21 protein-coding genes are annotated in these 22,929 nt (G+C 72.9%); 4 read left to right on the plus strand and 17 right to left on the minus strand.

The window, feature by feature from the left end:
* Positions 1 to 136: 136 nt before the first annotated feature.
* From AKI01S_RS27395 to idi, 7 genes are all read right to left on the minus strand, one after another.
* A complete protein-coding gene (locus AKI01S_RS27395) occupies positions 137 to 598 on the minus strand; it encodes an ASCH domain-containing protein (RefSeq protein ID WP_067824220.1) in 462 nt (153 codons plus the stop codon).
* Between the two features lie 104 nt (positions 599 to 702).
* Complete coding sequence (locus AKI01S_RS27400) at positions 703 to 1,317, minus strand: class F sortase (protein WP_067824224.1); 615 nt, start codon at positions 1,315 to 1,317, stop codon at positions 703 to 705.
* Complete coding sequence (locus tag AKI01S_RS27405; protein ID WP_084000302.1) at positions 1,317 to 2,231, minus strand: hypothetical protein; 915 nt, start codon at positions 2,229 to 2,231, stop codon at positions 1,317 to 1,319. The genes AKI01S_RS27400 and AKI01S_RS27405 overlap by 1 nt, the downstream gene beginning before the upstream one ends.
* Before the next feature lie 225 nt (positions 2,232 to 2,456).
* Positions 2,457 to 3,284: a carbohydrate ABC transporter permease gene (locus AKI01S_RS27410; RefSeq protein WP_245681801.1), complete on the minus strand. Its 828-nt coding sequence runs from the start codon at positions 3,282 to 3,284 to the stop codon at positions 2,457 to 2,459.
* Positions 3,281 to 4,204 (minus strand): carbohydrate ABC transporter permease, encoded by a 924-nt coding sequence (locus AKI01S_RS27415; RefSeq protein ID WP_067824230.1) that lies wholly within the window; start codon positions 4,202 to 4,204, stop codon positions 3,281 to 3,283. Before AKI01S_RS27415 ends, AKI01S_RS27410 begins: the two co-directional genes overlap by 4 nt.
* The gene (locus AKI01S_RS27420) at positions 4,204 to 5,520 is read right to left on the minus strand and encodes an ABC transporter substrate-binding protein (protein WP_067824233.1); all 1,317 of its coding nucleotides are present in this window, start codon (positions 5,518 to 5,520) and stop codon (positions 4,204 to 4,206) included. Before AKI01S_RS27420 ends, AKI01S_RS27415 begins: the two co-directional genes overlap by 1 nt.
* Before the next feature lie 158 nt (positions 5,521 to 5,678).
* Positions 5,679 to 6,254, minus strand: coding sequence for an isopentenyl-diphosphate Delta-isomerase (gene idi / locus AKI01S_RS27425; protein ID WP_067824237.1), 576 nt, complete (start codon positions 6,252 to 6,254; stop codon positions 5,679 to 5,681).
* Positions 6,255 to 6,425: 171 nt separating this feature from the next.
* Between idi and dxs the strand changes: the two genes are divergently transcribed.
* Positions 6,426 to 8,339: a 1-deoxy-D-xylulose-5-phosphate synthase gene (gene dxs / locus AKI01S_RS27430; protein WP_067824327.1), complete on the plus strand. Its 1,914-nt coding sequence runs from the start codon at positions 6,426 to 6,428 to the stop codon at positions 8,337 to 8,339.
* Positions 8,340 to 8,375: 36 nt separating this feature from the next.
* Here dxs and AKI01S_RS27435 read toward each other — a convergent pair whose 3' ends face one another.
* From AKI01S_RS27435 to AKI01S_RS27455, 5 genes are all read right to left on the minus strand, one after another.
* Positions 8,376 to 8,741: a hypothetical protein gene (locus AKI01S_RS27435; protein ID WP_067824240.1), complete on the minus strand. Its 366-nt coding sequence runs from the start codon at positions 8,739 to 8,741 to the stop codon at positions 8,376 to 8,378.
* Between the two features lie 175 nt (positions 8,742 to 8,916).
* Complete coding sequence (locus AKI01S_RS27440; protein WP_067824329.1) at positions 8,917 to 10,266, minus strand: FAD-dependent oxidoreductase; 1,350 nt, start codon at positions 10,264 to 10,266, stop codon at positions 8,917 to 8,919.
* Positions 10,267 to 10,353: 87 nt separating this feature from the next.
* Complete coding sequence (locus AKI01S_RS27445; protein ID WP_067824243.1) at positions 10,354 to 11,850, minus strand: amino acid permease; 1,497 nt, start codon at positions 11,848 to 11,850, stop codon at positions 10,354 to 10,356.
* Between the two features lie 279 nt (positions 11,851 to 12,129).
* On the minus strand, positions 12,130 to 14,220 hold the full coding sequence (locus AKI01S_RS27450; RefSeq protein ID WP_067824246.1) for a 3-hydroxyacyl-CoA dehydrogenase NAD-binding domain-containing protein: 2,091 nt from the start codon (positions 14,218 to 14,220) through the stop codon (positions 12,130 to 12,132).
* Positions 14,217 to 15,419 carry a thiolase family protein gene (locus AKI01S_RS27455; RefSeq protein WP_067824248.1) on the minus strand — a complete coding sequence of 401 codons (1,203 nt, stop codon included), beginning with the start codon at positions 15,417 to 15,419 and terminating at the stop codon, positions 14,217 to 14,219. The genes AKI01S_RS27450 and AKI01S_RS27455 overlap by 4 nt, the downstream gene beginning before the upstream one ends.
* Before the next feature lie 224 nt (positions 15,420 to 15,643).
* Here AKI01S_RS27455 and AKI01S_RS27460 point away from each other — a divergent pair, with 224 nt between their 5' ends.
* Positions 15,644 to 17,290: an AMP-binding protein gene (locus AKI01S_RS27460; RefSeq protein ID WP_067824249.1), complete on the plus strand. Its 1,647-nt coding sequence runs from the start codon at positions 15,644 to 15,646 to the stop codon at positions 17,288 to 17,290.
* Here the strand turns inward: AKI01S_RS27460 and AKI01S_RS27465 are convergent.
* The 5 genes from AKI01S_RS27465 to AKI01S_RS27485 form a co-directional block, all read right to left on the minus strand.
* Positions 17,265 to 18,425, minus strand: a complete 1,161-nt coding sequence (locus AKI01S_RS27465) for a sensor histidine kinase (protein ID WP_245681802.1) — start codon at positions 18,423 to 18,425, stop codon at positions 17,265 to 17,267. The two genes, AKI01S_RS27460 and AKI01S_RS27465, sit on opposite strands and share 26 nt — an antisense overlap.
* Complete coding sequence (locus tag AKI01S_RS27470) at positions 18,422 to 19,075, minus strand: response regulator transcription factor (RefSeq protein ID WP_067824333.1); 654 nt, start codon at positions 19,073 to 19,075, stop codon at positions 18,422 to 18,424. The genes AKI01S_RS27465 and AKI01S_RS27470 overlap by 4 nt, the downstream gene beginning before the upstream one ends.
* Before the next feature lie 48 nt (positions 19,076 to 19,123).
* On the minus strand, positions 19,124 to 19,459 hold the full coding sequence (locus AKI01S_RS27475) for a hypothetical protein (RefSeq protein ID WP_067824251.1): 336 nt from the start codon (positions 19,457 to 19,459) through the stop codon (positions 19,124 to 19,126).
* Between the two features lie 21 nt (positions 19,460 to 19,480).
* A complete protein-coding gene (locus AKI01S_RS27480) occupies positions 19,481 to 20,428 on the minus strand; it encodes an RNA polymerase sigma factor (protein ID WP_067824253.1) in 948 nt (315 codons plus the stop codon).
* 130 nt (positions 20,429 to 20,558) lie between these two features.
* On the minus strand, positions 20,559 to 21,467 hold the full coding sequence (locus AKI01S_RS27485) for a CE1 family esterase (RefSeq protein WP_067824255.1): 909 nt from the start codon (positions 21,465 to 21,467) through the stop codon (positions 20,559 to 20,561).
* Positions 21,468 to 21,706: 239 nt separating this feature from the next.
* Between AKI01S_RS27485 and AKI01S_RS27490 the strand changes: the two genes are divergently transcribed.
* A complete protein-coding gene (locus tag AKI01S_RS27490; protein WP_281186148.1) occupies positions 21,707 to 22,432 on the plus strand; it encodes a PCRF domain-containing protein in 726 nt (241 codons plus the stop codon).
* Between the two features lie 10 nt (positions 22,433 to 22,442).
* The gene (locus AKI01S_RS27495) at positions 22,443 to 22,832 is read left to right on the plus strand and encodes a hypothetical protein (protein WP_157420182.1); all 390 of its coding nucleotides are present in this window, start codon (positions 22,443 to 22,445) and stop codon (positions 22,830 to 22,832) included.
* Positions 22,833 to 22,929 lie beyond the last annotated feature (97 nt).

Raw genomic sequence — 22,929 nt, forward strand, 5'->3', positions numbered from 1 at the left:
GGGCGTTTCCGATGAATCTTGAGAGGTCCCGGCGGACGGCACTGCCGTGACCGGCGTGACAGCGGATCCGCGAGCGACGATCCGCGGCGCTGCCACGGGACCTGCGGGATGATCCTGGTGATCCATCAGAAGCGCCCTAAGAGCGGTGCAGGGCCGCGGTGGCGGCCAGCATCGTGCGGACCTCGGTGACCAGGGTCGGCTGTGGCTCCCACAGCCCCGGCCGTCCCAGCGCCACCACCGGGCGCGGCAACGGCAGGACCTCCGCCAGCTTCCAGTGGTAGGTCCCGGGCTCGGCCCACGGGCCGCAGTCGCAGGAGCCGTTGGTCGCCGGGGCGGAGCACACGTCCACGACCTCCGCCACGGCGATCACCGCGCCGAGCGTGGCCAGGGGGTCGCGCGGGTTCCAGCCCGCCCGCTGCACCAGGGGCGAGTCGCACGCCTTGAGGTCGACCCGCATCGAGGCGTGGATCAGGACCGGGCCGCGGTAGGCGGTGGGCAGGGGCTGGTTGCAGACGCTCTTGCCGCCCCTGGCGATCGCGAAGGCCCAGGGCTGCTGAACACTGATCGCCTGCACGCCGTCACCTCCCGTGCTCGCCATGGGTCTCCCTCGTGACCGCAACGCGTGAGGGGCGACGTCCGGTTCCCGGCGCCGGCTCCACCCGCGCGTCAGTCGGCCGCGCCGGAACGTCCGGTGCGGCACGGTCAGTTGGCCACCATACGGGAATAGACGATGACATTGTCGCGATAGTGGCCCGTACCCGCGTCGAACGACCCGCCGCACGTCACCAGACGCAGCGCCGCGTAGTCGATGTCCTCGGCATACACCTTCTCGCCGGGGAACGACGATTTCGCCACCTGTTCGACGCGTTCGACCGCGAACGTCGCCGTCGTCCGGTCCCGGCGCGTCACCTTCACGCGGTCGCCTCGCTTCAGCTCCTTGAGCCGGTGGAAGACGGCGGGTTTCCGCATCGCGTCGACATGTCCGAGGATCACCGAGGGGCCGCCCTCGCCGGGGGTGGGTCCCTTCTTCCACCAGCCGGTCAGGTTCGGCCGGCTGAGCGGCGGCTCCTCGATCCGGCCGTCGGGTTTCAGGCCGAGTTCGCTGACGGGCGCGGAGACGCCGAGCCGGGGGATCTCGATGCGTTCGGGCAGCGACCGGGGGAGCGGCCGGACGGCGGCGGCGGGCGCGGCGGCGGCCGGCCCGCCCGGGTCGATCGGGCCGCCGTCGTAGTCCTCTCCGCCGCACGCGGCGGTCGCTCCGGCGAGCAGGGCCAGCAGCAGACCGCAGGCCGCCGCGCGACGGCCCGCGGCCACCATCAGCCGTCCTCCCGGGCGGTGCGGCGGCGCAGCGCCAGGCCCGCGCCGGCCAGCGCGACCAGTGAGGCCGCCAGCGGTCCGGCGGCGTCGGCGGACCCGCCGCCGGAACGGGACAGGGTGCTGCCGTCGCCGGTGTCGGGCGCGCCGCGCGGGATGGTGGGCCCGCCGTCGTCCACTTCGGGGCGGCCCGGCTCGGTGCTGAACGACACCTTGCCGTACCCGACGCACTCCACCGTCAGCCGCACGATCGACGGCAGGTGCGTCCTGTACCGGCCGACGCCCTCCCACCTGTTCTTCTGGACCCACTCCATGCGCGGCTGGCTGCTGAACGACGCCGAGTACGCGCGCACCCTGCTCGGGCAGGTCACCCGGATCCCGACGGTCCGGCCGGGCTCGGCGCGGCGGGTCGTCAGCCGCACGTCGCCGTGGTCGAAGCGGAAGCGGGGGTCGGCGGGCGGCCCGCCGGGGCCGTCGCCGTCCCCGGGCGGCCCGTCGTCCGGCGGCTTGGGCTTGCCCGCGACGGTGGCGCGCAGCGTGAAGCCCGCCGGTCCCTTGGGGGTCACGCAGAAGAACTCGGTGACGTAGGCGCGGCCCGGCTTCAGGTCGGTGCGGGTGGAGGCGATGGCGGTCCACACGCCGCCGCCCTCGTCGTCGAACGAGGCCGGCTCGCCCTTGAAGAAGATCTCGTTGCGGGGGCCGTTGGCCTTCGGCTCCTCCTCGCAGCCGGTGACCTGGAGGTTGAGGTTGTCGCCGGGCCGGAACGGGTTCGGCTGCGCCTTGATGCGCGGCGGGCCGACCGGCTGGTCGCCCGGGCCGTTCTGCGGGGGGTGGGGAGCCGCCGTGGCCGGGGCGGCGGCCCCGAGCAGCGTGGCGCCGGAGACGGCGCCGAGGGCGGCGAGTCGTCTGATGCCCATGTGGCTCCTTGCCGGGGGGTGGCGCGGATACCTCGGTCACCGGTGTGACGTCCGAGGCGGCACCGGGGTTGACGTCCGGTACCGGAGTGGTCGGGACAACGGGGCCGCCGTGACGGGCGGGGGCGGCGGGGAACGTGGTGCTCCCATCGCGCAGTGTAGTGATCACGCATCCGGCGGTGAAGGGGTTCGGCCGAAAAAAGTCAGCGCCCGCTTATCCGGGGCCGGTCACCCCTTGAGCGCCCCGGCCATCAGCCCCCGCATGAAGAACCGGCCCAGCAGCAGGTACACCACCAGCGTGGGCAGCGACGCCAGCAGCGCCGCCGCCATCTGCTGGTTGTACTGCACCGCGACCGCGCCCGACCCGGCGGTGTTGTTCAGCATCACCGTGACCGGCCAGGAGTCGGGCGCGCCGAGGAACACCGCGAACAGGAAGTCGTTCCACAGCGAGGTGAACTGCCAGATCAGCGTGACCGCGAACGCCGGGCCCGACACCGGCAGCACGATCGAGGAGTAGGTGCGCAGCAGGCCCGCGCCGTCCACCCGCGCCGCCTCGATCAGCTCGTTCGGGATGGTCACGTAGTAGTTCCGGAAGATCAGCGTGCAGATCGGGATGCCGTACACCACGTGCGCCAGCACGAGCCCCCGGATGGTCCCGGCCAGCTCCATCCGCGTCAGCAGCCCGGCCAGCGGGATCATGACGGCCTGGTAGGGGATGAACATCCCGAACAGGAACAGCGTGAACACCGCGTCCGAGCCGGGGAAGCGCCACTTGGACAGCACGTAGCCGTTCAGCGACCCCAGCGCCGCCGCGATCAGCGACCCCGTCACCGCGATCTTGAAGCTGTTGGCCAGCCCCGGCCGCAACGTCTCCCACGCGCCGCTCCAGCCGTCCAGGCTCCAGTTCGACGGCAGCTCCCACGCCGCCGCCGGGTCGGCCTCGTCCAGCGGCTTGAAGCTGGTCACCACCAGCACGTACACCGGGATCAGGAACACGACCAGGAACGCCAGCAGCACCGCGAACCGGACCGTCCGCCCCACCGGGGAGGCCCTCACCGGACGCGCTCCGCCCGCACGGACCAGACGAGGTAGGGGATCACCAGCAGCGCCACCGCCAGCAGCAGGTAGGTCGCGATGGTGGCGCCGTTGGCCGGGTCATGCCGGTCGAACACCTCCACGTAGGTCGCGATCGCCGGGACATAGGTGATGATCTGCTTGCCCGCGATCGCCATGATCAGGTCGAACACCTTCAGCGAGATGTGCCCCAGGATGATCAGCGCCGACAGCGTCACCGGCCGCAGCTGCGGGAACACCACGTACCGGTAGACCTGCCACTCCGAGGCCCCGTCCACCCGGGCCGCCTCCCGCAGCTCGTCCGGGACGCCTCGGAACCCGGCCAGGTACAGCGCCATCACGTACCCCGACATCTGCCAGATCGCCGGGATCGCCATCGCGGCCATGCCCCAGGTGGGGTTCTGCCACCAGTCGTTGGCCAAGGCGTCCAGGCCGAGGTCGCCGAAGAGCTGGTTGAGGCCGACGGCGCGTTCGGGCGGTGCGGGGTTCATCAGCCACCGCCACACCACCCCGGCGGCGATGAACGAGATCGCCATCGGGAACAGGTACACCGCCCGGAACCCGGCCTCGGCGGCGATGCCCTTCTCCATCAGGAAAGCCAGCAGCGCCCCCAGCAGCAGCGCCCCGCCCACGAACACCACCGTGAACAGCAGGGCGTGCCGCACGGCGGGCGGCCAGCTCGGGTCGTCCCACAGGTCGACGAAGTTGCGCCCCCTGTCGAACCCGTACGGGGTCACCTCGTCGTGCCTGCCGCTGACCGCCACCCGCAGGTTCCAGAAGATCAGCCCGTACACGAACAGGCCGATCGCCAGGATCGAGGGCGCGACCAGCAGCAGCCCGGGCAGCCACCGCGGCGCCCGTCCGCCCGGAAGCCGCCGCACCCCCGCGTTCCCGCGCGCCATTACTGGGCGTTGTTCTTCGCCGCGTTCACCAGGGCGGACTGGAGTTTGCCGACGTCCTTGCTCTGGAGGAACAGGCCCACCGCGGTGTCGATGTCGGTGTGCCACTTCTTGCTGGCGTACACGCCGTGCCAGAACGATCCGGCCAGCTTGACGCCGGGCTTGTTCCACTCGTTGAACGCGTATTCCAGGTACCCCTTGTAGAGGGACCTGTCGGCGTCCTTGCGCGCCGGGATCGAGCCCTTCTTGGGGTTGAACAGGTCCTGGCCTTCCTTGCTGGCGGCGACCTTCAGCCAGGCCAGCGCCCCGCCGCGGTGCGGCGCGCCCTTGGGGAGGGTGAAGCTGTCCGACAGCCACATGTAGGTGCCGTCGGTGCCGGGCGCGGGAGCGTACCCGAAGTCGGTGTCGACCTTCTTGCCGAGGCCGTTCGGGGCGGGGTTGACGTAGTAGCCGTAGGCCCAGTCGCCCATGATGTTGAACGCGGCCTTGCCGTCCACCACGGCCTTGGAGGCGCCCTGCCAGTCGGTGGAGGCGGCCTCGGCGGTGGTGTACTTCATGATCTCGGCGAAGTCGTTGAGGGCGGCGGTGACCGTCGGGCTGGACCAGTCCGCGCCCGGCTTCCACAGCGCGTTGTAGGCGTCGGCGCCGAGGACGCCGAGCAGCACGTTCTCCAGCAGGTGGTCGGCGGTCCACTGCGCGCCCAGCGACAGCGGCACCTTCCCGGTCCTGTCCTTGACCGTCTTCAGCGCGGTCTTGAACTCGGCGATCGTCTTCGGCGGCCCGGACAGCCCCGCGTCCTTCAGGATCCCCGGGTTGTACCAGAGGATGTTGGAGCGGTGGATGTTCACCGGCACCGAGTAGATCCTGCCCTGGTAGGTGATCTGCTGGAGGAGCTGCTGCGGGTAGGTCGACCGCAGGTTGTTCTCGTCGTAGAAGGAGTCCAGCGGCTCGATCTGCCCGGCCTTGATGTAGTCGAGCAGCTCGGCGCCCGCGTGGCCCTGGAACGAGTCCGGCGGCTTGCGGTTCTGCAGGCGGCTGGCCAGCACCGCCTGCGCCTGGGTCCCCGAGCCGCCCGCGATGGCGGCGTTGACGACCTGGGTGCCGGGGTTCCTGCGCTTGAACTCCTCGATCATGGCGGCGAGCCCGTCGGCCTCACCGGGACCGGTCCACCAGGAGAACACCTCGACCCTGGAGGCGTCGCCGCCGCCCTTGCCGCCGCCGTCGTCGCCTCCGCCGCAGGCCGCCAGGCCCAGCGTCCCGCCCAGGAGCACGGCGGCGACGGCCGCGACCGCCCGTCGTCCGGTTGCACGTCCAAGCATCGCCCGTCCCTTCGGTGCCCGTGAGAAACAAGCGTCCGTTCATCCGTTGCGGCGGTCAACAGGCCATAAGGAACCGAGATCTGGAGGTTACGAAGGTCTGCGGGGCGCGGGCGCCGGGCCGCGGCGGGGGAGCGCGCCCCGCCGTGGCCCGGCCGCGTTCACCAGGTGAGCGCCGGGGGCAGATCCGCCACGCCCGCGTCGGGCCACTCCAGCGGCGGTCCCAGCGGGACCAGCTCGGCCATCTGGAGGCGGTACCAGGGGGAGGAGTCGGGGTGGTCCACCAGCGCCACGCACTCCTCCCACGTCCACCACCGCGCCTCCTCGACCTCGTCGGGGTCGAGGGCCAGGGAGGTCCGGGAGGTCGTGGCGCGGACCACGGGGCAGCGTTCGTGCTCCACCGTCCCGTCGGCGGCCGTGGCGCGGTACCGGAACCCGGGCAGGACGGAGGTGATCGTGTCCACCGTCACACCCAGCTCGTCGCGCAGCCGCCGCGCCACCGCGTCGCGCAGCCCCTCGCCGGGGCCGGGATGGCCGCAGCAGCTCCCCGTCCACACGCCGGGGAACGTCCGCTTGCTCAGTGCCCTGCGGGTGATGAGCACCTTGCCTTCCGGATTGACCACGTAGGAGGAAAAGGCCAAGTGGTAGGGGGTGTGGGCATGATGGCTGGAGAGTTTGGGAGCGGTGCCGATCGCCTCATCGGCCTCGTTGAGCAGCACGATCTCCTCGACGCTCATGCGCCTCCTGTCTGTCGAACACGATGTGCGGACGGTGTGGGGACGGTACGGGAATGTCGTGCGGGTCGGCGGAGGCCCGCGAGCCCCGGCACGGCGCGGGCAAACCGGGACTAAACTCGGAGCGGTCCGACGAGCGGGGGTACCGGGCCCCCGATGGAGGAGTTGAAACGCGTGAGCCTGCTGAAGTCGCTCAAGGGGCCGGAGGACCTCAAACGACTGGACGCCGCGCAACTGCCGCAGCTCGCGGACGAGATCAGGGAATTCCTGGTGGACGCGGTCGCCAAGACCGGTGGGCACCTCGGCCCCAACCTCGGCGTGGTCGAGCTGACCATCGCGCTGCACCGGGTCTTCGACTCGCCGCGCGACAAGATCCTCTTCGACACGGGGCACCAGGCCTACGTGCACAAGCTGCTGACCGGGCGGCAGGACTTCAGCCTGCTCAAGCAGCGCGGCGGCATCTCCGGCTACCCCAGCCGGGCCGAGTCCGAGCACGACGTCATCGAGAACTCGCACGCCTCCACGGCCCTGTCCTACGCCGACGGGCTGGCCAAGGCGTTCGAGCTGAACGGCGAGGGCGACCGGGTGGTCGTCCCGGTGGTCGGTGACGGCGCGCTGACCGGCGGCATGTGCTGGGAGGCCCTCAACAACATCGCCGACGGCAAGGACCGTCGCGTCATCATCGTCGTCAACGACAACGGCCGCTCCTACTCGCCGACCATCGGCGGCCTGGCCAGCCACCTGGCCGGCCTGCGGGTGACCCCGACCTACGAGCACGCCCTCGAACTGGTCAAGCGGAACCTGCCGAAGACCCCGGTCGTCGGCAACGTCGCCTACGAGGCGCTGCACGGCATCAAGAAGGGCCTGAAGGACATCCTCCAGCCCCAGGCGATGTTCGAGGACCTCGGCCTGAAGTACGTCGGCCCGATCGACGGCCACGACGAGCAGGCGGTCGAGCACGCGCTGCGCAAGGCCCACGACTTCGGCGGCCCGGTGATCGTGCACTGCATCACCCGCAAGGGCTGCGGCTACACCCCGGCCGAGCAGGACGACGAGGAGCAGTTCCACTCGCCCGGCCCCTACGACCGCGCGACCGGCGTGCAGAAGCCCAAGGGCCGCATCTGGACCAACGTGTTCTCCGAGGAGATGGTCCGGATCGGCGCCGAGCGCCCCGACGTGGTCGGCATCACCGCCGCCATGCTGCACCCGGTGGGCCTGGCCGAGTTCGCCGCGGCCCACCCCGACCGGATCTACGACGTCGGCATCGCCGAGCAGCACGCCGTCACCTCCGCCGCCGGGCTGGCGATGGGCGGCCTGCACCCGGTCGTGGCGATCTACGCCACGTTCCTGAACCGGGCGTTCGACCAGGTCCTGATGGACGTGGCGCTGCACGGCCAGGCGGTGACGTTCGTGCTGGACCGCGCCGGGGTCACCGGCGACGACGGCGCCAGCCACAACGGCATGTGGGACCTGTCGATCCTGTCGCTGGTGCCGGGCATGCGCGTCGCCGTCCCGCGCGACGGCGCCCGCGTCGCCGAGCTGCTGCGCGAGTGCGTGTCGATCAAGGACGGGCCGACCGCGCTGCGCTTCCCCAAGGGCCCGGTCGCCGAGGACATCGAGGCGATCGACAAGGTCGGCGCGATGGACGTGCTGGCCCGCCACGACGGCTCCAACGGCACCCGCGTGCTGCTGGTGGCCGCCGGCGCGATGGCGACCCCGGCGGTCGCCGCGGCCGAGCTGATCGCCGCGCAGGGCATCGGCGTCACCGTCGTGGACCCGCGCTTCGTCAAGCCGCTGGACCCGGCGCTGGTGGACCTGGCCGCCCAGCACTCGCTGGTCGCGGTCGTGGAGGACAACGGCCGCGTCGGCGCGGTCGGCGACGCGGTCGCGCGCCTGCTGCGCGACGGCGAGACCGACGTCCCGGTCCGCACCTACGGCATCCCGCAGGAGTTCCTGGACCACGCCAAGCGCGCGATGATCCTGGAGGACCTGGGCCTGACGCCGCAGGGCCTGGCCCGCGACATCACCGCCGCCGTGCTGAAGGTCGCCCCGCACGCCGCGCCCAGGACCCCCGCGCCCACCGAGTAGCGAGCCGTCGGGTGCCCGCGCGTCCCGCGCGGGCACTCACACTCCCTCGGCGGACAGCAGGTGCCAGAAGTGGGTGATGGACGCCGCGGGGGTGCCCAGGTCGCGGCCCGAGTAGGTCCAGCGTCCGCGTAGCCGCCAGGGCCGCCCGGCGCCGTCCTGGACGAACAGCTGGAGCGGGAAGGTCGCGTCGTGGGCGCGGATCACCCCGGCCGGGTCGACCGTCGCCTGCATCTCCGGCTCGCCTTCGCACCGCACGCCCATCACGTGCGTGCCGGGGTCCTGGCGCAGCAAGCCCTGCGTCAGGTCGTAGACGAGTACGGAGACGTAGTCCGGGCCGAGCCACCTGAGATCGGGCAGCAGGCCGGGCGGGGGGAATCCGTACAGCTCTGGACCGCCGGTCACACGCGCACCGTAGCGCTCCGGTCACCGTCGCGTCATGGTTTCCCGGCGGCTGGTCCCGGTGGGCCCGGCCGTTTGCCGGATACGGCCTGGAAGGTCACGCCGATTCGGAGGGAAGCGCCGGGCCACGCCGTCTCTTCGGTGGTTTCGTACGGCCTGTCACGGCGGGCGGGCGCGGTCACGAAGGGTGGCAGGCGCGGCGCATGGCCTCCCAGCGGGCGAGCTTGACGCGTTCGCCGCGGTCCAGGGAGCGGGCCAGGGCGATCTCGGCGGCGTCCAGGTTGAGCCAGTCGGCGTAGGTCACCACGGGCAGGCAGCGCGCCTCGAACAGCTCCTCGATCTTGCGGTCGGGCTCGGGCCAGGTCCCGGCGGCGTGGTCCTCCAGCAGGTGGCGGACGGTCTCGGCGGCGTCGGACTTGTTGGTGCCGACGACCCCGGTCGGGCCCCGCTTGATCCATCCGGCGACGTACTCGCGGGGGACCGGCGCGCCGTCCGGGCCGAGGACGCGGCCGCCGGCGTTGGGGACGACGTGGGCGCGCTCGTCGAACGGCACCCCCGCCAGCGGCACGCTCTGGTAGCCGACCGACCGCAGCACCAGCCCGACGGGCAGGGTCTCGGACTCCCCGGTCCTGACGAGCCGCCCGTCCTCGCCGAGCCGGGTGACCTCCAGCCGCAGGCCCTCGACGCGGGTGGAGCCGAGGATCTCGGCGGGGGCCCGCCAGAACCGCACGTCGATGCGGCGGGGCCGGTCCCCGGCGGGCGGGCCGGTCCACTCCCGCAGCACCTTGATGTTGCCGCGCACGTGCCGGTCGCTCTCGGCGACCGCCGCGCCGGCCGGGTCCAGCTCCATGTCCTCGGGGCGCACATGGATCTCGGAGTTGGGCAGGGCGCCGAGCTCCCGCAGCTCCTTGGTGGTGAACTTGGCCTGCGCAGGGCCCCGCCGCCCGATCATGTGGACGCGCCGGACCCGGCTGCGTCCCAGCGCCTCCAGCACGTGCTCGGGGACGTCGGTGTGCCGCAGCTCCTCGGGTGTGCGGGCGAGGATCCGCACGACGTCCACGGCGACGTTCCCCACGCCGATGACCGCGACCTCCTCGGCCGACAGGTCGAAGACGTGGTCGGCGGCGTCGGGGTGGCCGCAGTACCAGTTGACGAAGTCGGTCGCGGCGACGCTGCCCGGCAGGTCCTCGCCGGGGATCCCCATCCGCCGGTCCACCATCGCGCCGGTCGCGTAGACCACCGCGTCGTAGCAGTCGAGCAGCTCCTCGCGGGTGACGTCCCGCCCGAGCTCCACGCCCCCGAAGAACCGGACGGCCGGATGCTCCAGCACCTTCTGCAGGTAGCGGGCGATGGACTTGATGGAGGGGTGGTCGGGCGCGACCCCGTACCGGACCAGCCCGTAGGGCGTCGGCAGCCGGTCGAGCACGTCGACGCGGACGTTCCCGTCGGCCTGTTTGACGAGGGCCTCGGCGGCGTACAGCCCCGCCGGACCCGAGCCGATCACCGCGACGCGCACAGGGGCTGTCATGCGCGCCATTGTGCCCACGTCATGACGGAAAGGGCACTGTGAGCGAGGTCACAGTGCCCTTTCATCGGCGTGCCGCCCCGGTGGCCGTCAGCCCTTGGTGAAGGGGACGTGCCCGGTGGGCCGGTCGCGGAGGCGGCTGTTGCGGGCGCCGTAGGCGAAGTACAGGATCGCGCCCAGGGCCATCCAGGCCAGGAACCGCAGCCAGGTCTCGACCGGCAGGTTCAGCATGACGAACAGGCAGGCCAGCACCGACAGGATCGGCACCAGCGGGACCAGCGGGGTGCGGAACGCGCGGGGCAGGTCGGGCCGGGTGCGGCGCAGGATGACCACGCCGACCGACACGACCAGGAACGCGAACAGCGTGCCGATGTTGACCAGTTCGGCGAGCTTGGCCAGCGGGATGAACCCGGCGAGCACCGCCACGATCGTGCCCATGATCAGGGTCGAGCGGTACGGCGTCCCGTACCTGGGGTGCACGGCGGCCAGCCAGGACGGCAGCAGCCCGTCGCGGCTCATCGCGAAGAACACCCGGCTCTGGCCCAGCAGCAGGATCAGCACGACGGTGGTGAGACCGGCGACGGCGCCCACGCTGATGATCGTGGCGAACACCGGCTGCCCGACCGCCTTGAACGCGTCGGCCAGCGGCGCGGCGCTGCTGAGCTGGGTGTAGTGCTGCATGCCGACCACGACCAGGGACACCGCCGCGTACAGGATCGCGGTGATGACCAGCGAGCCGATCAGGCCGATGGGCAGGTCGCGCTGCGGTCGGCGGGCCTCCTCGGCGGCCGTGGCGACGATGTCGAAACCGATGTAGGCGAAGAAGACGATCGCGACGGCGGCGAAGACGCCGAGCCAGCCGTAGCTGACCGGGGTGATGCCGAACAGCTCCTGCATCAGCGGGGCGGCGACGCCCTGCACCGATGGGCTGGACTTCGCCTCGGGGATGAACGGCGTGTAGTTGGCGCCCTTGACGAAGAACAGGCCCGCGACGATGACCAGCAGGACGACCGCGAGCTTGACGGTGACGATGACGGCGTTGAACCGCGAGGAGACCTTCACGCCGAGGATCAGCAGGCCGGTGACCAGCAGCACCAGCACGATCGCGGGGATGTTGACGATCCCGTTCTCGACGCCCGGTGGATTGGCCAGCGCCGGCGGCACCGTGATCCCCACGTTGTCGAGCATGGAGACGAAGTAGCCCGACCAGCCGACCGACACCACCGCCGCGCCGAGCGCCAGTTCCAGGATCAGGTCCCAGCCGATGATCCAGGCGGGGAACTCGCCGAGCGTGGCGTAGGAGAAGGTGTAGGCCGAGCCCGCGACCGGGACGGTCGAGGAGAACTCGGCGTAGCACAGGGCCGCCAGGCCGCAGACGACCGCGGCGAGGACGAACGACAGGGCCACGGCGGGCCCGGCCTTGTCCCTGGCGACCTGCCCGGTGAGCACGAAGATGCCGGTGCCGATGATGACGCCGACGCCGAAGACGGTCAGGTCGAGGGCCGAGAGGTCCCGGCGCAGCCTGTGCTCCGGTTCCTCCGTGTCCTGGATCGACTGCTCGACCGATTTGGTCCGGAACAGGTTCACCTCTGGCTCCTCGGGGGTGGCGGGTTGACTGCGGAACGTGGTCACTTCCGGGAACGACGACGACGGGTGAATGATCACCCTCGGTGGAGCAGCCGAAACCCGGCCGTGACCAAAAACAGACCCTAAGGCCGAAAGGGGGCGCCCCGGAAATCCGGGACGCCCCCTTCCCCTCACCGCCACCCCGCATGACCGGGGGAGTTGGTGCCGCGCGGGCCCGAAGGCGGGCTGCCGGGTCCCCGCGCGGACGGCTGGTGCCGCGTCACCTCACGGCGCGCCGCGTCACCTCGCCAGCGACGCGACGCCGGGCTCCAGGAAGCGGGAGCCGTTGACCCGCTCGCTGACACCCGCGCGGTCCAGGTACGGGGTGATGCCGCCCAGGTGGAACGGCCAGCCCGCGCCCAGGATCATGCACAGGTCGATGTCCTGCGGAGCCGACACCACGCCCTCGTCGAGCATGAGCCCGATCTCCTGGGCGAGCGCGTTCAGCGCCCGCTCCAGGACCTGCTCCTCGGTGGAGGGCCGGTCGCCTCCGCCGAACAGCTCCACGGCCTCGGGGTCGAGGGTGAAGTCGGGCAGGTAGACGCCCCGCTTGTCGGCCGCGACGAACTTGGCGAACTTCTCCGACAGCGGGAAGCGGTCGGGGAACGCGCCGTGCAGCGTCTCGTTGACGTGCAGCGCGATCGCCGGGCCGACCAGGCCCATCAGCACGAACGGCGGCATCGGCAGGCCCAGCGGCGCGGCGGCGCGCTCGGCCACCTCGATCGGGGTGCCCTCGTCCACCGTCTGGATGATCTCGGCCATCAGGCGCAGCAGGATGCGGTTGACCACGAACGCCGGGGCGTCCTTGACCAGCACGCAGGACTTCTTCAGCTGCTTGCCGACCGCGAACGCGGTGGCCAGCGCCGCGTCGTCGGTCCGCTCGCCGCGGACGATCTCCAGCAGCGGCAGCACCGCGACCGGGTTGAAGAAGTGGAAGCCCACGACCCGCTCGGGGTGCCTGAGCTCGGACGCCATCTCGCTGACCGACAGCGAGGAGGTGTTGGTCGCCAGGACGCACTCGGGGGAGACGTGCTCCTCCAGCTCGGCGAACACCTTCTGCTTGACGCTCATCTCCTCGAAGACGGCCTCGATGACGAAGTCGGCGTCGGCGAACGCGTCCTTGGTCAGCGAGCCGGAGATGAGGGCCTTGAGGCGGTTGGCCTTGTCGGGGGAGACCCGGCCCTTGGACAGCAGCTTGTCGATCTCGCCGTGCGCGTAGCCGACGCCCTTGTCCAGGCGCTCCTGGTCCAGGTCGGTCAGCACGACCGGGACCTCCAGGCGGCGGGCGAACAGCAGCGCCAGCTGCGAGGCCATCAGGCCCGCGCCGACGACGCCGACCTTGGTGACCTTGCGGGCCAGGGCCTTGTCCGGCGCGCCGGCGGGGCGCTTGGCGCGCTTCTGGGTGAGGTCGAACGCGTACAGCCCGGCGCGCAGCTCGTCGCCCATGATGAGGTCGGCCAGCGCCTCGTCCTCGGCGGCGAAGCCCTCGTCGCGCGAGCGGTCCTTGGCGGCGGCGACCAGCTCGATGGCGCGCACGTAGGACGGGGCGGCGCCGTGCAGCTTGCCGTCCACGGTCCAGCGGGCCATGTTGACGGCGTTGTCCCACGCCTCGCCCTTGTCGACCGCGGGCCGCACGACCTCGATCTCGCCCTTGAGGACGCGGGCGGTCCAGGCCAGGGACTCCTCCAGGAAGTCGGCCGAGTCGAAGATCGCGTCGGCGATGCCCAGCTCGAACGCCTGCTTGCCCTTCAGCTGCCGGTTCTGGGCGAGCGGGTTCTCGATGATGACCTTGAGGGCCTTCTCGGCGCCGATCAGGTTCGGCAGCAGGTAGGTGCCGCCCCAGCCCGGGACCAGGCCGAGGAACGCCTCCGGCAGCGACAGCGCCGGGACGCCGGCGGAGATGGTGCGGTAGGTGCAGTGGAGGGCGATCTCCACGCCGCCGCCCATGGCCGCGCCGTTGACGTAGGCGAAGGAGGGGACCTTCAGCTCGCCCAGGCGGCGGAACACGTCGTGGCCGAGCCTGCCGATCGCGAGGGCGTCCTCGCGCCGCCGGACGAGCGGGACGCCCTTGAGGTCCGCGCCGACCGCGAAGATGAACGGCTTGCCGGTGACGCCGACGGCCACGATGTCGTCGCGCCCGGCGATCGCGTCGATGGCCTCGTTCAGCTCGGTCAGGCCGCCCGGGCCGAAGGTGTTCGGCTTGGTGTGGTCGTGGCCGTTGTCGAGGGTGATGAGGGCCAGGGTGCCCGCGCCGTGGGGCAGCTTCACGTCGCGTACGCGAGCGTGGGTGGCCACCTCGCCGGCGAAGATGCTCTTGATGTCGGTGCTCACTTGGCACCCTCCCAGTTCACGTTCTCCCACAGCACGGTGCCGCCCATGCCCATGCCGACGCACATGGTGGTCAGGCCGTAACGGACGTCGGTGCGCTCCTCGAACAGGCGAGAGAGCTGGTTCATCAGCCGGACGCCGGAGGAGGCCAGCGGGTGGCCGAGGGCGATGGCGCCGCCCCAGGGGTTCACGCGCGGGTCGTCGTCGGCGATCTTGAAGTGCTCCAGGAAGGCCAGCACCTGGACGGCGAACGCCTCGTTGATCTCGATGAGGCCGATGTCGTCCATGGTCAGCGAGTTGCGGGCCAGGAGCTTCTCGGTGGCCGGGACGGGGCCGACGCCCATGACCTCCGGCTCGACGCCGGCGAACGAGAAGTCCACCAGGCGCATCTTCGGGGTCAGGCCGAGCTCGGCGGCGACGTCCTCGGCGGCCAGCAGGCACGCGGTCGCGCCGTCGTTCAGGCCCGCGGCGTTGCCGGCGGTGACGTTGCCCGCCACGCGGAACGGGGTCTTCAGCTTGGCCAGGTCCTCCAGGGTGGTGCCCGGCCGCGGCGGCTCGTCCTCGGTGGCCAGGCCCCAGCCCTTCTCGGCGGACCGGATCGCGGTCGGCACCAGGTCCGGCTGGATCTTCCCGGCGGCGTAGGCGGCGGCGACCTTCTGCTGGCTGCGCACCGCGTAGGCGTCGGCGCGGTCCTTGGTGATCTGCGGGAACCGGTCGTGCAGGTTCTCGGCGGTCGAGCCCATCACCAGCGCGGTCGGGTCCACGAGCCGGTCGGCCAGGAAGCGCGGGTTGGGGTCGACGCCCTCGCCCATCGGGTGGCGGCCCATGTGCTCGACACCACCGGCGATCACCACGTCGTAGGAGCCGAACGAGATCCCGGCGGCGGTGGTGGTGACGGCGGTCATCGCGCCGGCGCACATGCGGTCGATGGCGTAGCCGGGGACGGACTTGGGCAGCCCGGCCAGCACGGCGGCGGAGCGGCCGATGGTCAGGCCCTGGTCGCCGGTCTGGGTGGTGGCGGCCACCGCGACCTCGTCCACCCGCTCCGGCGGGAGGGACGGGTTGCGGCGCATCAGCTCGCGGATGGCCCGCACGACCAGGTCATCGGCGCGGGTCTCGGCGTACAGGCCCTTGGGGCCCGCCTTGCCGAACGGCGTGCGGACGCCGTCGACGAACACGACGTCACGTGCGGTGCGAGGCACGGGTCGTCCTCCCTCTGGGGTGGTCGGTGGTGTTGAGCCCCGTGCCGCCCGAGCGGTGCGGACGGCACGAGTACCCACGAGCAGGATGCTACTCGCTGGTAACCGGAAATACTACTCGTCAGTAACCACTGACATCGGGCCGGGACGCGCCACGCCCTTGTGAACCTACGGTCACGTAAGTACCGTGTGCGCAACGCTCCGGAGGAGTCTCCCCAGGAGGCAAGGTGGCGCACGCGCGACCCGTCTACCGCCCGGGACCCCGACGACGGGCCGGCCATGCCCGCGATCTGGCGTCGCTGCTGCTGCGCAGCGGCCTGGTGCTGGCGGGCCCGCGCCGGCGGATCCCCGCCCACCTGGGCGAACTGCGCCGCTGGGGGACCACCCTGGCCGGGACCGTCGCGGCGGCCGCCGCCCGCGACCCGGACCGGACCGCGCTCGTCGACGACGCGGGCGCGCTGACGTTCGCCGAACTCGACGACCGCACCGCCCGGCTGGCCGCCGGGCTGCCGCTGACCGGCCCCCGGCCCCGCGTCGCCGTGCTGTGCCGCAACCACCGGGGCATGGCCGAGACGCTGGTGGCGTGCAGCAAGCGCGGCGTGGAGGTCGTGCTGCTCAACACCGGCTTCGGCGGGGAGCGCACCCGGGCGGTGCTCGGCGAGATGCGCCCGGGCCTGCTGGTCGCCGACGCCGAGTTCGCCCCGGTGCTGGCGGAGGTGCCGGTCGCGCTGCGGCGCGCGGTGGTGTGGGCCGACCGGCCGCCCGCCCCCGGCGCGCCGACCCTGGAGCAGATCGTGCGGGCCGTTCCGCGGGCGCGGCTCGACCCGCCGCCGGTGCTGTCGCGCACGGTGATGCTCAGCTCGGGCACGACCGGCCGCCCGAAGGGCGCGCGCCGCCCGGCCCGGCCCGGCATCCGGCCGCTGGCCTCGATGACCTCGCGGCTCCCGCTGCGCACCCGGCACACGGCGGTCATCGAGGCCCCGCTGTTCCACACCTGGGGCTACGCGGCGCTGCAGATGGCGTGGGCGCTGCGCTGCCCGGTGGTGCTGCACCGCCGCTTCGACCCCGAACGGACCCTGCGCGCCGTCGCCGCCGCCCGCGAGGCGGCCGTGTTCGCCGTCCCGGTGATGGCCCGGCGCCTGCTGGACCTGCCCGCGGAGGTCCGCGCCGCCCACGACGCCTCCGGACTGCGGATCATGGCGCTGAGCGGCGGCCCGCTGCCCGGCGACCTGGCCACGCGGTTCATGGACGCGTTCGGCGACGTCGTCTACAACGTCTACGGCTCCACCGAGGCGTCCTGGGTGTCGATCGCCACCCCGCGCGACCTGCGGCGGGACCCGCGCACGGCGGGCCGCCCGCCGCGCAACACCACCCTCGCGATCCTGGACGCGGCGGGCCGCCCGGTGGGGCGGTCCACCATCGGGCACATCCACGCCGCCAACGAAATGATCTTCGAGGGGTACACCGGCGGCGATCCGGTGGAGGTCCGCGACGGCCTGCTGGCGACCGGCGACCTCGGCCACGTCGACCACCGGGGCCTGCTGTTCGTGGACGGCCGCCGGGACGGGATGATCGTCTCGGGCGGGGAGAACGTCGTGCCCCGCGACGTGGAGGACGCCATCCTGCGGCTGCCCGGCGTGCACGAGGTCGCGGTGGTCGGCGTCCCCGACCCCGCGTGGGGGCAGCGCCCGGCGGCGTTCGTCGTGCCGCGCCCCGGCGCGGACCTGGACGCCGACACCGTCCGCGCCCACGTCCAGGCGGCCCTGGCCCGCCACGCGGTGCCCCGCGACGTCCACTTCCTGGCCGAGCTGCCGCGCAACGCCGTCGGCAAGATCGTGCCCCGGCTGCTCACCGCGCGGGCAGACGGACGGTGACCTCCAGGCCGCCGTCGGCGCGCGGGACCGCCTCGACCGTCCCGCCGTGCGCGTGCGCGACCGCCCGCACGATCGACAGGCCCAATCCCGCGCCCTCGGCGGACCGGACCCGGTCGCCGCGCAGCCGCCGGAACGGCTCGAAGAGCGTCCCGATCTCGTAGGCGGGCACGGGCCGCCCGGTGTTGGCCACGCGCAGCACGGCCGCGCCGTTCTCCCGGCCGGTGGACAGCCAGACGCGCCCGTCCTCGGGCAGGTTGTACTTGAGGGCGTTCTCCAGCAGGTTGACGGCGCAGCGCTCCAGCAGCACCGGGTCGCCCAAGACGGTGGCCTCGCCCAGCCGCGTGCTCACCTCCACGCCGTCGGCCAGGTGCTCGACCTGGTCGAGGGCGCTGCGGGCGACGTCGGGCAGGGCGGTGTCGGTCACGTCCCGCGGCTCGCGCTCGGAGCGGGCGAGCAGCAGCAGGCCCTCGATGAGGCGTTCGTGGCGGGCGGTGTTGCCCAGCAGCACGTCCGCCAGGGCCTTGGTCTCGGGCGGGTTCTTGGAGCTGGCCAGCGCGACCTCCAGCACCGTCCGGTTGATCGTCAGGGGGGTGCGCAGCTCGTGCGAGGCGTTGGCGACGAACCGGCGCTGCGCGTCGAACGCCCGGTGCAGCCGGTCCAGCATCCGGTCGAACGTGTCGGCCAGGTCCTTGATCTCGTCCTGCGGGCCGTCCAGCGCGATCCGCTCGTGCAGGGTGCTCTCCGACAGCCGCCGCGCGGTGGCGGTCACGGTGTGCAGCGGCCGCAGCAGCCGCCCCGCGACGAGGTATCCGATCAGCAGGGCCGACAGGCAGAGCACCACCATCACCGCCAGCGAGCTGTGCAGGATCTGCTGGAGCGCCTGGGCCTTCTGCTCGGCGATCTGCTGCTCGGCCTGTTCCCGCAGGACCTCCACCTGCTCGGGGGTCGGGGGCAGCGGCCCGATCTCCCGGGCGCTGATCCGGACCGCCTTCGGCGCGAAATGCTTGTCCAGCGTCCGCCTGGTCAGCAGGTACGTCACCGCGACGAGCACGCCGGCGGTGGCCAGGAACAGCGACCCGTAGACCAGGGTCAGCCGGGTCCGCACGCTCAGCCGGTTCACCGTCGGCCGCGTCACAGCCGGTACCCCGCCCCGGTGACGGTCTCGATCACCGGTGGCTCGCCGAGCTTGCGGCGCAGCGTCGCCATCGTCACCCGGACGATGTTGCTGAACGGGTCCAGATGCTCGTCCCAGGCGCGTTCCAGGAGGCGTTCGGCGCTGACGACCCCGCCCTCGGCGCGCAGCAGCTCCTCCAGCACCGCGAACTCCTTGCGGGTGAGCCGCACCTCGGCCCCGTCGCGCGTCACGGTCCGGCGGTGCGGGTCCAGGCGGATCCCGGAGCGCTCCAGCACCGGCGGCACCGGGGGCCGGGACCGCCGCCCGAGCGCCCGCACCCGCGCCACCAGCTCCCCGAACACGAACGGCTTGGGCAGGTAGTCGTCGGCGCCCAGCGCCAGCCCGTCCACCCGGTCGCTGACGTCCCCGGCGGCCGTCAGCATCAGGATCCGTCCGGGCTCGCTCCGGGCGGCCAGCTCCCGGCACACCTCGTCGCCGTGCACGACCGGCAGGTCCCGGTCCAGCACGATCACGTCGTAGCCGGTGTGGGAGGCCCGCTCCAGCGCCGCGTCCCCGTCGTAGACGACGTCGACCGCCATCGCCTCCTCGCGCAGTCCCTCGGCGATGGCGTCGGCCAGCACCCGTTCATCCTCAACCACCAGCACCCGCATGGGCGTGAGCATGGCGGTGGGGGCGTTAAACGGAGGTAAGGCGGGACGTCAGCCGTCGATCCAGCGGACCCCGGTGCCGTAGGCGACGAAGCGCCCGCGGGTGAAATGGCTGTTGTACGGATCGGGCTCGGTGACCCCGCAGAGCCCGACGCCGAGCACGCCGTCGCAGTCCTGGCCCAAAGCGGTCAGCCGCAGCTCCCGCAGGGCGGCGTCCGGCTCGTCGGCGCGTTCGCCCCACATGACGCCGATCTCCTCGAAGGCGTGCGGGCCCGTCGGCAGCGTCGACAGGTAGACGCCCTCGGCCTGGCCTTCCAGCCGTCTCCTCTCCTCGGCCTCGGCCGCCGCCCGCTCCCGGCTCTCCCGCCACTGATCACGCACACCCATGCGGAACAGGATGCCAGCATGTCAGCGCCGCCAGCAGGTGTAGGAGATCCGGGCGGTCCCGCCGGGGGAGAACCGCACGGCGCCGGAGCCCCGGCCGCCGACGTAGCAGCGGACCGAGGGCCATACGGTGACGCGCACGGACGCGGAGTCGCCGCCGCCCAGCCGCCCGCCGCCGGAGGCGGAGACCCGCCCCGACACCGAGGAGACGGACCAGCGGACGGGCCCGCCGCGCGCGGTGAGCGTGATCCGGCAGGTGCGGGGCAGGCCCGCGACCCCGATCCCCCGGCATCCGGCGTCGCCGACCGCGAGCCGTCCGCGCGGGGCGCGGCGCCGCTCGTCGCGGGGCCTGCCCGGCCGCTTCGAGGGGATGGCCGAGGGCTTGGGAGCCAGGGAGGCCGAGGGGGAGGCCGTCGCGGTGGGGGAGGGCGCGGGCGTGGTGACGACCGGTGTCGGCGGCGTCAGGGCCCTGTCCCCGGCCGGTGGCCGCCGGGGCGCGGACGCGTCGAAAAGCAGCAGGAACGCGGCGCACGTCACCAGCGCCGCGGCCGCGGCCGCGCCGACCAGCCCCAGACGTCGCCGTCCGCGCCGAGCGGGCCCGGGGTGCGGCGGCTCCGGGCCGGGCCCGGCGAGGTCGGCCAGCGTGGGTGCGTCCACCGGAGCCACGGGCGGAGGCGGCGGGGGAGGGGGCGCGCCGCCGAGGACGCGTTCGAGCGACTCGCGCCGGACCAGGTCGTGCAGCCATTCGCGCAGCTCACCGGCTTCGGGAACGGCCCGCGGCGCGGCGCCGGCCCGCAGCAGCGCGGCCCGCACGGCCTCCACCGCCGCGTCCCGGTCGCCGAGCAGCGCGTCGGCGTAACCGATCAACGGCGGCCCGTGCACGTTGTAGACCTGTCCGACGGCCTCGGGCCGCCGCGCCCGCAACGCGTCGACGAGCCGGGCGTCCTCGGGGTGCGAAGGGGGATCGGGCACCGCACGAATTATCGTGACGCCCGCCCCGGCGGTCTCTGGGCGCGACGGCGAAACCGCCCGCCGGGTTTTGTCACCGGACTCCAGAGACCGCCGGCGACCCCTCCACGATCATGCGGGGCCGCGCGGCCGCTCAGCCGCCGGGCGCGGCGGGCGGCCGGGGGTGGGCGCGGAAGAAGCGCCACAGGACGGCGCTGCCGTCGACACCCGCCCGGCCGGTGGCCGTGGGCCACTCGTGGCCGCCGCCGTCCACGGTGCACAGCGCGACCTCGGTCCCGTCCGGGCCACGGCCGGTGGTCCGGCAGCGGGTGCGCCCCCGGTCCAGGTAGGGGCGCGCCAGCGCGGGCAGGCCGTTGAGCCGCCGCCAGATGTCCATGACCCACCGCACCGGCAGGAACGGGACCCTGACGTCGAAGTCGAGGTTGCCGCCGCCGTGGTAGGGGACCGAGAAGTCGGCGGTGCCGTGGAAGGCCAGCACCGACACCCGCTCACGCGGACGGCAGTGGCTGGCCAGCGACCCGGACACCACGCCGACGGCGGCGACGCGCCCGGGGCGCTCGCAGGCGTACCGGTAGGCCATGCCGCCGCCGTTGGAGAACCCGGTCAGGTACACCCGGCGCGGGTCGGCCAGCCCCTCCCGGACGAGCGTGTCGAGGAGCCGGTCGAGGTAGCCGACGTCGTCCACCCCGGCCACGCGCGCGACCGAGCAGCAGCCGCCCGCGTTCCAGGTGCCCAGCAGCCCGTTGGGATAGGCCACGGCGAATCCGTGCCGGTCGGCCTGGTCGTTCAGGCGGCTCTGCCGTGTCAGGTACGCGGCGTCGTTGAGCCCGCCGTGCAGCGCGACCACCAGCGGAAGCCGCCCCCGCGCCGGACGGCCCTCGGGGACGTGCAGCAGGTAGGGACGTTGCCACCGGCCCATGGCGATGGTGCGGGTGTGGGTGCCGGGGGGCGGGGGCGCGTCCGCCCGGGCGGGCAGGGGAGGGGCGCCGGGCAGGGCGAGGAGCGGCAGGGCGGCCAGTGCGAGGCGGGGGAGGGGCTTCATGGGGAGGATCATGGAGCGCGCTCCAGCCCGCCGCCACGCATCCGGGCCACCAAACCGGACGGGCGATTGTTCCTTGGCTGCTAAGAGTTCCGTTCCCCGGCCCGTTCACGCGGGTGGCGCGAACGACCTTCTAGGGTGGGGGCATGGACGACGGACTTCTGCGCGCGGAGGCCGCCCGGCTGGCGGGATTGCTGTCCGATCCCGCGCATTGAAGCGCCGCCGAGATCGTCGCGTTCCGGCTGCGGCGCGTCCGGGCGCTCCTGGACGAGTTCGACGGGCTGCGCGCGGAGAGGGCCGAGCTCACCGAGCTGCTGGAGCTGGCCGAGGGCGAGGCGCTGGCGGCCGAGTGCCGCGCGGAGCTGGCGGCGCTGGAGGAACGCCTCCGCGCCCTGCCCGGCGAGGCGCCCGGCGAGTACGCCGAACGCGAGGCGCTCGTGACCGTCACGGCGGACCCCGGCGAGAGCGAGCGCCGGGCGTACGAGCTCTGGCAGGACTACCTGGAACGCGCGAGACGGGCGGGCCGACCGGCGCGCACCTACGACCGGGGGATGGGGGAGTGGGCCGTCCGCTCCGTGACGATGCGGATCGGCGGGCCCGGCGCGTTCGGGTGGCTGGCGGGCGAGGACGGCTCCCGCCCGTCCGGTCCGGGGGTGCGGGTGGAGGTGCTGCCGATGGCGCTGTCCTTCGATCCCGTCCGCGTCCCGGACGAGGACGTGCGGGTCGAGGAGTTCCTCCGGCTGCGCGGCTGCGGCGTGCCGGACCCCGGGGGGAACCGCACCGTGCGGATCACCCACCTGCCCACGGGGACCGTCGTGGTCTGCGAGGACCAGGGAACGACCCACCGCAACCGCGTCGGCGCGATGGCCGTCCTGCGCACACGCCTGCTCCACGCGCGCACGCGCCGCGACGCGTCGGCCCCCTCCCGCCCGGAAAACGCGTCGCGCCCGGATTCCGGCACGCCCTAGCCTGTCCGGCATGTCGTTCGACCTGGCTGTTCACGGCACTCCCCGCGGCCCCGGCCAACGGGAGACAGAGCTTTACGAGCATCCGCTGGGAGCCCACGGCACGGTGATGCGCCACTGGGTGGAGCCCGCCGAACGCCTCGGCCTGCCCCTCCTGGCGCGCCTGTCCGACGGGGAGCTGACGGTGGGGCACCACGAGCTGGCGGCGTTCGCCGAGGAGCTGAACGCCCTGGCCCGCGACTGGCAGACCTCGGTCCCCGACGACGGGGTGATCCCGGTCATCGCCGGGAGGCGCCACTACGAGACCCCTCTGCTGGACCACCTGCTGACCCGGATGAACATCCTGCGCATGGCCCTGCGCATGGCCGAGGTGACCGACGGCCACCTGTACCTGAGCGGCTGACACCCGTTCCACGCCGGAGCCGACGCCTCCGGACAGTGTTTTCGATCTTCTCCATCAAACGATTGACGGATGATCGAACGGCGTTCTAGCGTTCCTT

The organism is Actinomadura kijaniata NBRC 14229 (assembly GCF_001552175.1).
In the GTDB taxonomy this organism is placed as follows: domain Bacteria; phylum Actinomycetota; class Actinomycetes; order Streptosporangiales; family Streptosporangiaceae; genus Spirillospora; species Spirillospora kijaniata.

Bases quoted from the DNA above. Each gene is read 5' to 3' on its own strand.
- AKI01S_RS27395 (WP_067824220.1), bottom strand. From the start codon at position 598: ATGGCGAGCACGGGAGGTGACGGCGTGCAGGCGATCAGTGTTCAGCAG.
- AKI01S_RS27400 (WP_067824224.1), bottom strand. From the start codon at position 1,317: ATGGTGGCCGCGGGCCGTCGCGCGGCGGCCTGCGGTCTGCTGCTGGCC.
- AKI01S_RS27405 (WP_084000302.1), bottom strand. From the start codon at position 2,231: ATGGGCATCAGACGACTCGCCGCCCTCGGCGCCGTCTCCGGCGCCACG.
- AKI01S_RS27415 (WP_067824230.1), bottom strand. From the start codon at position 4,204: ATGGCGCGCGGGAACGCGGGGGTGCGGCGGCTTCCGGGCGGACGGGCG.
- AKI01S_RS27420 (WP_067824233.1), bottom strand. From the start codon at position 5,520: ATGCTTGGACGTGCAACCGGACGACGGGCGGTCGCGGCCGTCGCCGCC.
- idi (WP_067824237.1), bottom strand. From the start codon at position 6,254: ATGAGCGTCGAGGAGATCGTGCTGCTCAACGAGGCCGATGAGGCGATC.
- AKI01S_RS27440 (WP_067824329.1), bottom strand. From the start codon at position 10,266: ATGACAGCCCCTGTGCGCGTCGCGGTGATCGGCTCGGGTCCGGCGGGG.
- AKI01S_RS27470 (WP_067824333.1), bottom strand. From the start codon at position 19,075: ATGCGGGTGCTGGTGGTTGAGGATGAACGGGTGCTGGCCGACGCCATC.
- AKI01S_RS27475 (WP_067824251.1), bottom strand. From the start codon at position 19,459: ATGGGTGTGCGTGATCAGTGGCGGGAGAGCCGGGAGCGGGCGGCGGCC.
- AKI01S_RS27485 (WP_067824255.1), bottom strand. From the start codon at position 21,467: ATGAAGCCCCTCCCCCGCCTCGCACTGGCCGCCCTGCCGCTCCTCGCC.
- AKI01S_RS27495 (WP_157420182.1), top strand. From the start codon at position 22,443: ATGTCGTTCGACCTGGCTGTTCACGGCACTCCCCGCGGCCCCGGCCAA.